Origin of the sequence: Enterococcus ureasiticus, assembly GCF_001730285.1 — a bacterium.
Taxonomy (GTDB): domain Bacteria; phylum Bacillota; class Bacilli; order Lactobacillales; family Enterococcaceae; genus Enterococcus_L; species Enterococcus_L ureasiticus.
This window is the reverse complement of record NZ_MIJZ01000019.1, coordinates 1-13843: the sequence shown is the minus strand read 5'-3', so window position 1 is coordinate 13843 and position 13843 is coordinate 1. Positions and strand designations below refer to the sequence as shown.

The following is a 13843-nucleotide window of genomic DNA, read 5'->3' as shown; positions in this document are numbered from 1 at the left end:
CAGTAGACTTTATTTCATTCTCTTATTATTCATCACGCGTTCAATCGACTGATCCTGCGATCAATGAACAAACAGCAGGAAATATCTTTGCCTCAGTTAAAAATCCATATTTAGAAGCAAGTGAATGGGGCTGGCAGATCGATCCATTAGGCTTACGTGTGACAATGAATGACTTGTACGACCGTTACCAAAAACCATTGTTTATCGTAGAAAACGGCTTAGGCGCAGTAGATACACCAGATGAAAACGGCAACGTGATCGATGATTATCGCATCGAGTATTTAGCCGCTCATATCCAAGCGATGAAAGATGCCGTAGAGCTTGATGGTGTAGATTTACTAGGCTATACCACATGGGGCTGTATTGATCTTGTTTCAGCAGGAACAGGAGAAATGAAAAAACGCTATGGTTTTATCTATGTAGACCGTGATAATGATGGAAATGGTACATTGAAACGCTCGAAGAAAAAATCATTTGATTGGTATAAAAAAGTGATTGCGACAAATGGAGAAGATTTGACGAACAAATAAAAGGGGAGGTAATCAGATGAAAAAGAGAGGAAAACTGTTAGGGATTTTAATATTAGGTTTATTAGTAGTCGCAGGATGTGGTAGCGGAAATGCCAAAACAGGGGATACCGCAACTGCTAAACAGACACCAGAAGAGTTGACTTTGTATATCGTTCGCCACGGTAAAACAATGCTAAATACAACAGATCGTGTCCAAGGTTGGTCGGACGCAGTCTTGACTAAAGCAGGTGAAGAAGTCGTAACCGCTGCAGGTGTTGGGCTAAAAGATATCGATTTTCAAAATGCATATAGTAGTGACAGCGGTCGTGCCATTCAAACAGCTAATCTAATTGTGAAAGAAAATGAAAAATCGTCTGACTTAAAAGTCGTTACGGATGAACGATTGAGAGAATTCAATTTTGGAACATATGAAGGCGATTTGAATCACACCATGTGGCAAGATATAGCAGATGATCAAGGAGTAACGTTAGAAGAATTCTTGAAAAATATGACACCAGAATCTTTTGCTAACAGTGTAGCTAAATTAGACGCTAAAAATGTAGAAGAAGCTAAAGTCAATTGGCCAGCAGAAGATTATAAGACAATCACTACTCGACTTAAAGCAGGGATAGATGATATTGTTGAAAAAGAAATGAAGAATGAAGGTTCAGGGAATGTCTTAATCACGTCTCATGGATTAAGTATTTCTGCTTTACTTGCTACCTTATCCGATGATTATAAGATCCCAGAAGGTGGCTTAAAAAATGCGAGTGTTTGTACTGTAAAATATAAAGATGGAAAATACACGTTAGACAAAATCAATGATCTAAGTTACGTTGAAGCAGGGCAAAAAAAATAGAAGAACGATTGAGCTAGAAACAGTAAATCGATAATCCGTTTCAAACTCATTGGCACAAAATTCGATCAAAGAAACAATTTTGATCGAATTTTGTGTATAATAAGAACAAAAAGAAGGAAAAGAGACTAAAATTATGGTGACTATTACAAATTTTCGTGATATCGGTGGTATCAAAAATAAAGAAGGTAAACAAGTCAAAAAAGATGTGTTTTTAAGATCAGGTGAGTTGTCTAGTTTAACGAAAGATGACGAGCAGCGTTTAGAAACAAAATACCGTGTAGGTAAAATCATTGATTTAAGAAGCGAAGCTGAAGTAGAAGAAAGACCTGATATGTCTGTTCCAAAAGCAGAATATATCCATATTGATATTTTGGAAGACATTCAAGATGAAGGAGCTTCGATCGGAGATTTTGTTAAAATCGGCTCACCAGAGAAATCGGCTTCTTATATGGAAAAACTATATGCGGATATTGCTTTAAATACGATATCTCAAAAAGGCTACAATAAATTTTTTGAAGAAATCTTAGCTTTACCAAAACAAGAAAGTATTCTATTCCACTGTTTTGCAGGGAAAGATCGTACGGGAATTGCCGCATTATTGGTATTAGAAACGCTTGATGTACCAAGAAAGGCTATATACACAGATTATTTATTAACAAATGACTTAAGAAAAAAAGAAAATGCAATGATTTTAGAACAAGCAAAAAAAGCAGAGCTGGAAGAAGCTAATTTAGCAGCTTTGCATGTTGCTTTAAATGTAGATAGCAGTTATTTAGATCGTTTTTATCAAACGGTTGAAAAGCAATATGGAGATGTTTCTACTTATCTAAAGCAAGCTATTGGTATCGATAAATTGACGAGAGAAGCATTGAATAACCGTTTTGTTGAGTAAAGAAGATTGAAAGAAGAGGGACTAGTTATGACGAAAAGTCAGCATATTGAACTATTGAATCGTTGCATCGAGATTTCCCGAAATGCCCGTGAGCATGGCAACACACCCTTTGGCGCATTACTAGCCGATAAAGAAGGAACGATTCTTTTAGAGCAGGAAAATATTGAGATCACAGAAAATATCTGTACAGGACATGCCGAGACGACATTGGCAGCCAGAGCATCACAAAAATATAGCAAGGAATTTTTATGGGAGTGTACGTTGTATACTACAGCTGAACCTTGTGCGATGTGTACTGGAACAATTTACTGGGGAAATATCGGAAAAATTGTTTATGCAATGACTGAAAAACGTTTGCTAGAATTAACAGGTGATAATGAACAAAACCCAACTTTCGATTTGCCTTCAAAAGAAATACTGAGTCATGGTCAAAAAAATATCCAAGTAATTGGACCATTTCCAGAAGTTGAGCAAGCGGCTGCCGCTGTCCATCAAGGCTATTGGAATTAATAAAAAAATCAATATCATTTCAAGGTTGTGGAGCAAAGCTGAATTTCAGTGTTGTTCCACATATTACCTTTAACAATTTTGTAGCTCAATTTCAGGTGAAATGTCAGAATTTTCAAAAATGTTATTGACTTATTGAAGGGTTAAGGCAATAATAGATAAAATCACTTATAAAAGAAAAAGGAGTTGTTATAAAGTATGATCATCAAACCATCACTGCCGCAAGAAATGACGATTTTTTTTGATGCAGAGAATCAACCAAATGAAAACGTTCAGATGGGCGTGGTTATTTTACAACCAGGAGAAAAAAGACCATTAGAAGGATTTGCTAGACATGATCAAGATGAGTATTCTTATGTTGTTTCGGGTGAAGCACATACGATTTTAGAAGACGGTCAAGATCTGGTAGGAAAACCTGGTGATGCGCAGCTAATTGAAGCAGGGGAAGGACATATCAATTATAACGATGGAGTCGAAGCTGCAGTTGTTGTTTGGATGTTAGTTGAACGCACATAAAATGAAATTGGGGAGAAACGTATGAAAAAAGTAGTCAAATCAATTATCGGCCTAGCGCTGATACTGACCATCATTTCGGGATGTTCTGGTGGCAAAGAAGCAAAGCAAACAAAGGAAACCGATCCATTAAACTTAATGTCGCCCTCGGAATTAACGACATTAGATACATCAGTTATGCTGGATTTTCCAGATGCTATTGTCCAAACAGCAGCTTTTGAAGGATTATATGCACTAGATGACAAGGATCAACTCATTCCAGCAGCGGCAAAAGAAATGCCAGAAATTTCTGAAGACGGTAAAACATATACTATTAAATTAAGAGACGATGCTAAATGGAGTAATGATGATCCCGTGACAGCAGCGGATTTTGAGTACGCCTGGAAAAAAATGATTGATCCTAAAAATGGCTTTGTATATAGTTTCTTAGTTGCGGATACAATTTTAAATGCAGAAGAAATTTCAGAAGGTAAAAAATCAGTCGATGAACTTGGTGTAAAAGCTATTGATGACCAAACGTTAGAAGTAAAGTTAAAAGAAGCAAAACCGTATTTCACTTCAGTTCTTGCTTTCCCTACATTTTTTCCGCAAAATCAAAAATTCGTTGAACAAATGGGAACAGATTACGGAACAACAAGTGAAAATGTTGTTTATAATGGACCATTTAGCGTAGAGAATTGGAAGCAAACAGATTTAAGCTGGGATTTAAAGAAAAACGAAAAATATTGGGATCAAGCGAATGTGAAATCAGATAAGATCCATTATGAAGTTGTTAAAGAAGCCTCAACAGCATTGAATCTATTTGAAGATGGACAGTTAGATATAGCGACAGTCACTGGAGAATTAGCAAAACAAAATCAAAGTAATCCAAACTATCACTCCTATCCAACAGCAACCATGAATTATATTCGCTTAAACCAAAAACGTAAAGACAAAGAGACACCATTAAAAAATGAAAACCTAAGAAAAGCCTTGGCATTAGGGATTGACAAAGAGAATCTCGTGAATAATATTATTGCAGATGGATCAAAACCGCTGTATGGAGCAGTTACAGAAGGTTTCGTAAGTAATCCTGAAACAGGGGTAGATTTTAGAGAAGAAGCCGACGATTTAATGACCTACAATAAAGAAGAAGCTTTGAAATATTGGGAACTAGCCAAAAAAGAGTTAGGCGATAAAATTACGTTGGATTTAATGGTAACAGATGATGGTTCATATAAAAAAATGGGTGAAAGCCTTCAAGGCAGTTTAGAAAAACTATTTACTGGTTTGACAATCAATATGACAGCATTACCAACTGAGACAGCATTAAATCTTAGTCGTGAGAGTGACTACGATATGTTCTTGATTTACTGGACACCAGATTATCAAGATCCGATTTCAACATTAAACATGTTACGTACAGGAAACGACCGCAATTACTCGAACGCTAAGTATGACGCTTTATTAGACGATGCTTCACAAAAATATGCGACCGATCTAGAAAAACGCTGGGAAACCTTGATTGCTGCTGAAAAAGAAGGCATTGAAAATACAGCAGGAATGATTATTATCAGTCAAAATCAGCAATCGGTTTTACAAAATGAACAAGTTAAAGGGGTAAATTATCATACATTTGCAGCACCATTAACATTGAAAAATATCTATAAAGAAACAAAATAACTTTCCTAAAAGAGGTTGGGAAAGAAGTGTTTAACTCCGAGAAATAAGAAGGAGTTGTTTCTGCTCTTACCGTTTATTCGGATTCCTTGAGGCTGAGATGTGACTCGTAGAGTTATGTTTCAGCCTCTTTTAGTCAAATTGATGTATGAAATCGACTGACAATTGTATGATAGAGGCATAATGAGAATAAGGAGTAAAAAATAGCAAAACAAAAGAGTAGCGAAAAAGCAGGAAAAAAAGTTCTGCCCACAATAACATAATACAATTGAAAAATACCGAAGAGGAACTACAGCTGAACATTCATAAAGTATGCCCCGAGCTGACAGAAGAATCAAAAATTACGTTTCCAGATTTACTGAATTATCGACTAGATTATATAAAACAACTAATTTCAAAGGATTCAGGAAAAATGGAACAGTTGAATGAAACGATCGTTCAAAGTATTAAAGACAATACAACGATTACCGATAAGCCAAATCCTACACCAACTAAAAAAATTGACCACAAGACAAAAATCGGCCGATGGTATTGCTAAATTTGGTGGCAGTTGGCCGTTTATTTTCATTTTTATCACCGTACGAGCTGTATGGATCATTGTTAATTCTACAATGATTTTTTTCACACCATTTGATCCATACCCATATATTTTACTTAATCTGGTGTTATCTTGTTTAGCAGCGATTCAAGCACCTATCATTATGATGTGTCAAAATCGATAAGAACAAGGGGATCGAGCGGAAATCAAATCAACTTAAAATCGGAAATAGAAGTTAATTTACTTCATGAAAAAAATGGATTATCTAATCAATAGTCAATGGCAGCACTTAGTTCAAATGCAGAACATGCAGATTGAATTATTGGGATAATTACAAGGGCAGATCAATGAATTGAACGAAAAGAAATGAGCTCAGCAAAAGATGCTTTTAGTAAAATTATCGATAATAAAGTGAAGAAATGCTATCATGAAATCACGTAAGAAGACAAAATAGTTAAGGAGAATAAAATGGATCAGCACCAAGCAACTGAAAACGAGTACAGTAAACTCGTAGAAATCTGGGCAAAATCGGTTGAACAAACACATGATTTTTTGAGCACTGAAGATTTTGAAACAATAAAGAATGAGCTACCGACATATTTTCCTCACCTAGATGTAAGAGTATGGACAGACCAGGACAAGGTCATCGGCTTTTCTGGTGTGGATGGAAAAAAATTAGAAATGCTTTTTTTAGATCCACTCTATATTGGAAAAGGATATGGCAAACAGGTAGTAACAAACTTACTTAAAGAAAATGATATTCAATTTATTGATGTTAATGAACAAAATCAGTCTGCCAAAGCCTTTTATCGAGTAATGGGTTTTGATGAATATGAAAGAAGTGAAGTTGATGATGCAGGCAGACCATATCCAATTTTACATTTAAAAAAAGGCACTAAGGAAAAGTAAAATTTTTCTTAGTGCCTTTTTTTATTTCAAAATAAAAATCAAGCAGATAATTTAGAAGCTTGCTCGAACATCTTCTGTAGAAAGTTTTTTCTTTGCGTGTCATTTAGATTTTTCATAGAAGATAATGAATAGTGTTTGACCTTTTTGATACCGGACATGTTTAATACTTGTTTTTTCAAAATGGTTCCATAATCTTGTTGAAATAACTTCTTATACCATTTAGGTGCATCTTCAGTTGTGACGATCCATGCTGATTTTTCTTTTAACAGTCCGACAGGGAGACTACCTTTATATTTATAAGCGAAACCTTTACTGAAAACTTTATCAATAAAACCTTTTAAAATTGCAGGCATACCGCCCCACCAAATCGGGAATATAAAGATAAGATGATTTGCCCATAAAATTTGTTCACGATAAATGGCCGTTTCTTCATCAAACTGCATATTTTTTCTTTTTTTCTGTTCGTTGAAAACCAACACCGGGTCGAAATTTTCTTTATAAAGATCAATGATTTTGACGGTATTTTGTTGTTCCGTTCCTTGATGTATATTATTTAAAATGGTATGAGTATAGCCAGTTGTATTGGGATAAGCATAGATAATCAATATATTCATTTGTGATACCTCCAGGTAATTTTTTTAGGGATGTAAATCTTCAAAAATGGTATTAGTGAATTGTGCTAATTCCTTTTTCATTTGTTCATAGTTTGATTCACATGGGAATCGGTAGTGAGTTGATTGAGTTGATAATCAATTGATAATGCTGAATCATTGTTTCTAAATCATTGACTTTGTTTGTCATCAGTTCTCGACTACGATTGTTGCATTCTAAAGAGACAGGTTGATCGAATAAATTCAATACCTCTTTCATTTCCTTTAAAGAAAAATGAGCATACTTCATGACAGAGATATACTTTAAACGTGCAAGTTCTTTCTGCCCATATAATCGGTAGTTATTCTCTCCTCTTTGGGGGTATATCAAGTGTTCTTTTTCATAATATCGAATTGTATCTTCACTTAAATGAACTTGTCGAGCGATTTCTTTGATTGTCCACCTTTTCTCCATTTCGATCACCTCAAAATCATCTTAACATTGGAGCATACTCCAATGTCAATGACTAAAATTAGTTTTTTCGAGCATTATATTTTAAACTCTCTATACTAATGTGTATAATTCCTATTAACAGCTTATACTTATTTATAAGAATTTAAAGTAACTAAAAGTATTATTTTTGAAAATTCAATTTATGATAAAATCAAAAAATAATAATATAGAATTAGTGATAAATAAAAGAAAAATAGCTTGATTCCCTTGTAAACGCTGAGGAATGGGCTTTTTTTTTATTTTAAAGTAGAAAAAAAATAGACATAGGAATGAAAAAAATGACAAAAAAATTGTATTTTAATAGCATATTACTTGATATAAGAGATTGAGAGATACTATAATAAACATAAGTCAGCGTTTTTAGCTGCTTAGTTATGGGAGGAGAGAGCATTATGTTTAGTTATACAGATATGATTTTGTCAGTAATGCAACGAGTTGAAGTCTACAATGAGATTTTTAATGCCATTTCTAAGGAAGTACAAGAGAACAGCTGTAGTCAAGCCATTAACAGAAGAGGTAAAGATACATATTTATTTTGCCGCAACAATGTTAATCGGTTCTTTGTAGAAGAAGCAAGTTTTAGAAAAAACTTAGTATTTTATGGTGAAAAAGAAGCAACAAAAATCCTTTTGGAAGGCTTAGATACCTATAAAGAAGGAATCTACTTTTGGCTAGAAGCATTAAACGAAAAATGTGAAGTCATCGATGAGATCAAATACAAACGTGGATTGAATAGTACAGAGAGTTCGTTTAGACTGATTAATCAAGCTTGTAAAGAAGCCTGTGGCGGTATTCAAAGTGCACACAGTGTCCATAAAATGTAGTGACATGTACTATAGATAATAGAATATGAGTATATAGTGCATATTCTGTTAATTATTTTTTAAACTTATCTGAAATAATTAGTATTAAAAACATATCATAAGGCTTTAATTTATTCTGTTTGAACTTTTTGATTGTTTATTTGGAAATTTTAAAAATGCCAAGACTATTATATATTTAGTCTTGGTATTTTTTTCTTTCTATATTATATTTGAGCATTTTTCAATTAAGAGGCCTAATACAGCATCGATTTTATGGACATTTTCAAGATTTCTATGCAAAAAATAATGGTGTTCTGATTGCTTGCGTTTCCGCATAAAGACTAGCAATTATCGTATGCTCATCAATTGTCCGAATTCTATAAAATTTATCGAGAATAAATTTTTTTCCTCAGCCAAAAGAGTCAACAGATTTTTAATCTGTCTTTTTCTATTTATTTTTCCACTCCATTCTAATTATTAGAATAAAAGCTTTGAAACGATGATTTTTTATAAAGAAAGTCTTATAAATCAACGCTTTTCTTCAAGTAAGTTCAAAAAAAAGATAATAGAGAATTTAATAAAAAATGAGATTTCATTCACATAATTCTCAAATATTTGAGATATTTATCAAAAAGATGATAAACAAAAGAATGAATTTGTGTAGACTTGATAAAAAAAATAGATTAAACTTATTTTAGTTTTGTTAATATATCTTTAATATATCTTATTAATCACTTTTTCGAATTAAAAAAGTGATTAAATAGGAACTTGTCAATCAGAAATGACTAATTTAAAAACAAAATCATAAAGGGGAACACCACATGTACAACATAGGATTCGTTTTGCTTGGCAATACAGAGGAACAAAAATACATAAATTCATTAAAGAGCACTCAGTTACAAGTACATCCAATAAACAAAAATGAAGTTGCTAAAACGATAGAAAATTATGATGGTATCATCATCGACGAACAGCAATCACAGAATATCGGTATAATCTGTGAACTAATCATTCTATTAAAGAAAAAGCAAAATAATTTTATTTGGGTGATTTCAGAAAAGAACAATAAGATGAATCATATTGTTTATTTACAGCTTGGTGCAGACGGAATATTTGATAATGAATGTGACCCAGAAGAGTGGCAACTTACTATAATAAATGCATTCAATAGATACAATCATGTGAATGAAAAAAATGAAGAGCACTCTAGAAAAGCTATTGATGAAATAACTTTTCAACTACGACCATGTAATTTTAGTGTTGTATTGAACGGAGAAGAGATCAATTTAACAAAACTTGAATTTAAAACAATTGAGTTTTTGCAAACACAACAAGGTGTGGCGGTCTCTTATGAGGAAATTTACAAAAATGTTTGGGAGAATGACGGAAATGACAAACAATATCGCGTATCGAATTTGATTTTTCATTTAAGACAGAAAATCGAAAAAGATGCTGCACATCCTGAATATATTAAAACAGTTCGTTCAAAAGGGTATAAGTTGACGATATAGATTACTTATTTTTGATTACTGAGATAAACAGGTCTGTCATGGCGGTTGATCTACTATTTTATTAAGACAATGACGGTGACAAAAAAATATGATTTCTTTTTTCAAGCCAATTGTTAAGCATAAACAAAAATAGAGAAAATCAGTGCTCATATACTAACGTCCAGAACGAGAACTGCCATTCTCAATGGGCTAGTAAAAAAATAAGCGCTAATTTTCCCCTGCATTGTGAATGTATCAAAAAATTAAACAATTGGCAAGAAAAATAGAAATAGATTGTGCGTTCTTTTAAGGCAGACGTGCAAAAAAATTGTTAAGGAAGGAGTTGAGAATATATGAAAATCGGAAAAAAGTCTTATTTTATTGGACTAGCTTTTGTTCTGTTGAGTGTTTTAGTGGTTGTTTTACTTAATAAATCTACTCAAATCAAAGCATCTGAAGAATTTCCGACAGAAAATAGAGAGGGTTCTAATTCCCCAAAAACAGAAGCAGATTTGCATAACCAAGAGAATATTACTGTACCGCAGATGGAAGCTTACATGAATGGAACTGCTTATCAATCAGTCGAGAATGAATCTAGCAATAAAATTACTGGGAGCATGACAAATGAAGAATATCAATCCCAATACAAAACGTTAAATACTCAGCAAAATGATGAGTGGAATGCAAAATATAATTTTCGCCCAGAAACAAAAGTAGTTCATGTAGCAGATTGGGCAACTTTTAGAGCAGCGTTTGAAGATGATTCAGTTTCTAAAATTATTTTGGATGCAGATATTTATTATGGTACCGCAATTCGCATTTCCAGAAAAGAATCTCTTGAGTTGGACGGACAAGGTCACTTGCTAGAAATGATTAATGGCTCACTTAATGTAGATGGCGTTACATCTCTAGCAACCTTTGGTAAAGCTTTTTCTGATGTGCCGGTTTTTCATATGCATGATATTCAAGTTGCAAATAATACGGGATATGGTGCTTTAGAAGGAAACTTAGGAACCGCTTGGGCCTTTATCAACGGAAATGGTCAGTGGGGGCCAGGAGTAAATTATGGTCAACAACGTGGATTGTGGCGCTATCGTATCGGAAATGTTTACACACCATATGATAAAAGTAAGAAAAGTAGTAACCAACGTATTGGTGGTCGTTTGATCAATGGAAATCGTGCAGAAATTAGTATCTATGGGTATAACACTGTAGTGACTGGAGCCGAGAACTTTTATACTGGTGGTATCACATACGATCCATCGACTTTTTATAAAGGGACAAATGCTTACTATGATTACTCAGTTATTTGGTTCATTTCAAACACTGGTATTGATGATAATGGAGCCGTTACTGGTACTAGAAAATTTGATATTGGTGATAACAGTTTTGTTTATCTAAATTATACAGCTAGTGGGACGAACTACCCTGCTGTTTACAACATGTTTGATGAATTGAACGTTGGTAAAAATGCGACATATAACGCGAATATGCCAGGTTCAGCTGCTTATTTTAACGTCGACAATGCTACTTTTACGGCGGAAGAAGGTTCTACTGTGAACTTGCTTTCTCGTGCTGGAAGCCGACCAACTGTACAATCAGGTGCAGTAAACGCGACAAGTGCAGGCTCACAAGCGAACCCTAAAAACACTAAATATGAATTTAAGCCAAAATCAAATGTCTTTATTGTTGGAAATAACAATGGTGGAGTAATTGCTTATAACTCAACAAATGGTGGTAATCAATTTATATTTGATAGTCCTGAATCGTTTGATATTCGGAATTCATTTAATAGTACAACGACAACGAATGCCTTTTTAGGTGACACGACGTCGAATAGGGGGAGTAATAGTTTCCAGATAAAAAACTCCGATATATCTGTTTGGAATAATCAAGCTGGCATAGATGGTGCTCCAACCTATGATTATTCAAACGTAACTGATTTTACTGTAACAAATTCATCAGCAAGTGGAGGCGTTACAAGTTCCGATCCAGCTCTTCAAAGCCAATTCACTCGTCCGAATTACAAACGTATTTCCGGAATGAACAGTACACCTGAATTGACGTGGACCCCGGTCACAGATGCTGATTTTGACCAACAGACACGTATCTTGATAGGTTACACAGCAGTTGGTGGAAACGATCCGTTTGACGAAGATGGCAATGCCAAAACAAAACCTGTTTATGCTGATAGCATTCGTAAGGCTTATGTCGATTTTACTGATACTTTGGGAAATACTTATACAGGAACAAGTACCGATGATAACTATGTCCATTGGAAAAAAGCGGATCATGTGATACCAGGCTTTCAACTTGCTAAAAAAGACATGTTTGGAACGCCTTATCGTGCATCGTATGTCAATAGTGTTTTGACCCCATACAGAATGGGAGAAAAAACACCAACAACAGTAATCGATGTTACCCCTCCTGAGCCTGCAGTTGTCACTGGCGATAAAGTAACAAACGTCATGAAACAATTAGTGGGTAAGGACGCTGAACCAAATGCAAAAATTTACGTTGACATCGATGGTGTTCGTCAAACAACTGTGGGAACAGTCAATGACGATGGTACATGGGCATATAATTTGCCGCGTTATCTAAATACAGGTGAAACGGTCCAAATTTTCTTAGAAGATAATGCAGGAAAAATTACAGAATCACTTACGCCAGCAGTACCGTCAACCAATAATGACAACGGAAATATCAATCCAGCAACCGAACTTAAATACCGTGATGCAACGTTCAAAGCTGCAACGAAATATAGTGTAGAAGATGGTATTCCAGATAAGCCATTAATGGAAAAGACTGTTGTTTCTTCTGGTGATAAAACAACACAAGTCGGTGATATCTTAACCTATACGTTAACAGCAACTAATGGAAAAAACGCTAGTCTAGATGCTGTTTGGAATAAAGTTACTATAAAAGATACGATTCCAGACGGATTAAAATTTGATCCAGCAACAGCAAACGTGACGATTAATGGTAAAACGGCATCTGAGACGGACTTTACCTATGATGTCGATTCTCGTTTATTGACAGTGAATGTCGGGAATTTGAAGGCGGGAGCTTCTGCGATTGTAACCTTTAAAACAGAAGTTCAGCAATCTGCAGTTGGTAAAGTAATCAATAACGTCGGGACAGCAACTGGTTTTTCATCAAGAGAATCCGGGGAATTTATAGAAGGACCTGACGATCCTGACCGAGCACATGATGTATTTTCTAAAGACGCAAACGTTGATAATCCAGGAGGAAGTATTTTTGGTATTCTGGAACTTGTTTCAGCACCCAAAAATATTAATTTCGGAACAACTATCTTTAGTCCTAAAGGAACAAAAATCAATAATCCTTCATATGAAGGAGCGGATTTAGTCGTGAAAGATGGCCGTGCGGTGCAAGAAACATGGACTTTGAATGCTCGTTTAGAAAAAGAATTAGCCAAAGTTGATGATCCGAACACATATATCCCAAGAGCGATTCGTTATGTACACAAAAATGATGAAATCACGTTAATGGGTGCATCGCAACCGATCATCTCACGTAAAAATGATAATAATGATCCATATAACATCAGTAGTACTTGGTCACCAGAAGGCGACGGCTTCAAATTAAATGTTGATTCTGGTCAATCCATAGCTTCTGGTAAATATGAAGCAACAATTGTTTGGGAATTAGTCGCAGGACCACCACCAGCAAATCCATAAAATAGGAGTGAAAAGTATGAATAAAAAAAGAATAATTATTATGCTAGCTTCTATTATGTGTCTGGTGGCAATCACACCGATTTCATTGACGGTGACTGCAGCTGAAAACCAAAATGGAGGACAAGTAGCGACTGAAGGAATCATTACGTTCTATGAAGACTCGACTGAGCCAACGACAGAACCGTCAAAACCAACGCCGTCTAGCCCATCAGAACCTAAGGTCACAAAACCTGTTGGAAGATATCCGTCCACGGGTGAAATCATCAAAGGCTCAATTGGGATTGGCGGAATTGTGCTAGTAGCTATTGCACTGTTTCTTTTCTTTAAGAAACGTAAAAAAGAGCAGGAGGCAGATAAAT

General features: G+C 34.8%; 13 protein-coding genes and 1 pseudogene. 12 read left to right on the top strand and 2 right to left on the bottom strand.

Annotated elements, in window-relative coordinates:
* From BCR21_RS16530 to BCR21_RS16495, 8 genes and pseudogenes are all read left to right on the top strand, one after another.
* Positions 1 to 530 (top strand): family 1 glycosylhydrolase (locus BCR21_RS16530; RefSeq protein WP_139125685.1); only part of this gene is annotated, 530 nt, incomplete at its 5' end.
* A 16-nt stretch (positions 531 to 546) separates the two neighbouring features.
* Positions 547 to 1368 (top strand): histidine phosphatase family protein, encoded by an 822-nt coding sequence (locus BCR21_RS16525; RefSeq protein WP_069647568.1) that lies wholly within the window; start codon positions 547 to 549, stop codon positions 1366 to 1368.
* Positions 1369 to 1501: 133 nt separating this feature from the next.
* The gene (locus BCR21_RS16520; RefSeq protein WP_069647567.1) at positions 1502 to 2260 is read left to right on the top strand and encodes a tyrosine-protein phosphatase; all 759 of its coding nucleotides are present in this window, start codon (positions 1502 to 1504) and stop codon (positions 2258 to 2260) included.
* Between the two features lie 27 nt (positions 2261 to 2287).
* Complete coding sequence (locus BCR21_RS16515; protein ID WP_069647566.1) at positions 2288 to 2770, top strand: nucleoside deaminase; 483 nt, start codon at positions 2288 to 2290, stop codon at positions 2768 to 2770.
* Between the two features lie 195 nt (positions 2771 to 2965).
* The gene (locus BCR21_RS16510) at positions 2966 to 3283 is read left to right on the top strand and encodes a cupin domain-containing protein (protein ID WP_069647565.1); all 318 of its coding nucleotides are present in this window, start codon (positions 2966 to 2968) and stop codon (positions 3281 to 3283) included.
* Between the two features lie 21 nt (positions 3284 to 3304).
* On the top strand, positions 3305 to 4942 hold the full coding sequence (locus BCR21_RS16505; protein WP_069647564.1) for a peptide ABC transporter substrate-binding protein: 1638 nt from the start codon (positions 3305 to 3307) through the stop codon (positions 4940 to 4942).
* 256 nt (positions 4943 to 5198) lie between these two features.
* Positions 5199 to 5808 (top strand): annotated as a pseudogene (locus tag BCR21_RS16500) (DUF1003 domain-containing protein).
* Positions 5809 to 5945: 137 nt separating this feature from the next.
* On the top strand, positions 5946 to 6386 hold the full coding sequence (locus tag BCR21_RS16495; RefSeq protein ID WP_069647563.1) for a GNAT family N-acetyltransferase: 441 nt from the start codon (positions 5946 to 5948) through the stop codon (positions 6384 to 6386).
* 38 nt (positions 6387 to 6424) lie between these two features.
* On the opposite strand, the gene BCR21_RS16490 is transcribed toward BCR21_RS16495, so the two are convergent.
* Both BCR21_RS16490 and BCR21_RS16485 read right to left on the bottom strand, forming a co-directional pair.
* Positions 6425 to 7000 carry an NAD(P)H-dependent oxidoreductase gene (locus BCR21_RS16490; protein WP_069647562.1) on the bottom strand — a complete coding sequence of 192 codons (576 nt, stop codon included), beginning with the start codon at positions 6998 to 7000 and terminating at the stop codon, positions 6425 to 6427.
* Positions 7001 to 7097: 97 nt separating this feature from the next.
* Positions 7098 to 7451, bottom strand: coding sequence for a MerR family transcriptional regulator (locus BCR21_RS16485; protein WP_084013378.1), 354 nt, complete (start codon positions 7449 to 7451; stop codon positions 7098 to 7100).
* A gap of 431 nt (positions 7452 to 7882) precedes the next feature.
* Here BCR21_RS16485 and BCR21_RS16480 point away from each other — a divergent pair, with 431 nt between their 5' ends.
* The 4 genes from BCR21_RS16480 to BCR21_RS16465 form a co-directional block, all read left to right on the top strand.
* Positions 7883 to 8314, top strand: a complete 432-nt coding sequence (locus BCR21_RS16480) for a hypothetical protein (RefSeq protein ID WP_069647561.1) — start codon at positions 7883 to 7885, stop codon at positions 8312 to 8314.
* A gap of 800 nt (positions 8315 to 9114) precedes the next feature.
* On the top strand, positions 9115 to 9804 hold the full coding sequence (locus tag BCR21_RS16475; RefSeq protein ID WP_069647560.1) for a winged helix-turn-helix domain-containing protein: 690 nt from the start codon (positions 9115 to 9117) through the stop codon (positions 9802 to 9804).
* Positions 9805 to 10136: 332 nt separating this feature from the next.
* Complete coding sequence (locus BCR21_RS16470; RefSeq protein WP_069647559.1) at positions 10137 to 13484, top strand: isopeptide-forming domain-containing fimbrial protein; 3348 nt, start codon at positions 10137 to 10139, stop codon at positions 13482 to 13484.
* 16 nt (positions 13485 to 13500) lie between these two features.
* Positions 13501 to 13843: LPXTG cell wall anchor domain-containing protein (locus BCR21_RS16465; protein WP_069647558.1), on the top strand; the 343-nt coding region annotated here is incomplete at its 3' end.

Bases quoted from the DNA above. Each gene is read 5' to 3' on its own strand.
- BCR21_RS16520 (WP_069647567.1), top strand. From the start codon at position 1,502: ATGGTGACTATTACAAATTTTCGTGATATCGGTGGTATCAAAAATAAA.
- BCR21_RS16485 (WP_084013378.1), bottom strand. From the start codon at position 7,451: ATGGAGAAAAGGTGGACAATCAAAGAAATCGCTCGACAAGTTCATTTA.
- BCR21_RS16475 (WP_069647560.1), top strand. From the start codon at position 9,115: ATGTACAACATAGGATTCGTTTTGCTTGGCAATACAGAGGAACAAAAA.
- BCR21_RS16490 (WP_069647562.1), bottom strand. From the start codon at position 7,000: ATGAATATATTGATTATCTATGCTTATCCCAATACAACTGGCTATACT.
- BCR21_RS16480 (WP_069647561.1), top strand. From the start codon at position 7,883: ATGTTTAGTTATACAGATATGATTTTGTCAGTAATGCAACGAGTTGAA.
- BCR21_RS16505 (WP_069647564.1), top strand. From the start codon at position 3,305: ATGAAAAAAGTAGTCAAATCAATTATCGGCCTAGCGCTGATACTGACC.
- BCR21_RS16525 (WP_069647568.1), top strand. From the start codon at position 547: ATGAAAAAGAGAGGAAAACTGTTAGGGATTTTAATATTAGGTTTATTA.
- BCR21_RS16510 (WP_069647565.1), top strand. From the start codon at position 2,966: ATGATCATCAAACCATCACTGCCGCAAGAAATGACGATTTTTTTTGAT.
- BCR21_RS16470 (WP_069647559.1), top strand. From the start codon at position 10,137: ATGAAAATCGGAAAAAAGTCTTATTTTATTGGACTAGCTTTTGTTCTG.
- BCR21_RS16515 (WP_069647566.1), top strand. From the start codon at position 2,288: ATGACGAAAAGTCAGCATATTGAACTATTGAATCGTTGCATCGAGATT.
- BCR21_RS16495 (WP_069647563.1), top strand. From the start codon at position 5,946: ATGGATCAGCACCAAGCAACTGAAAACGAGTACAGTAAACTCGTAGAA.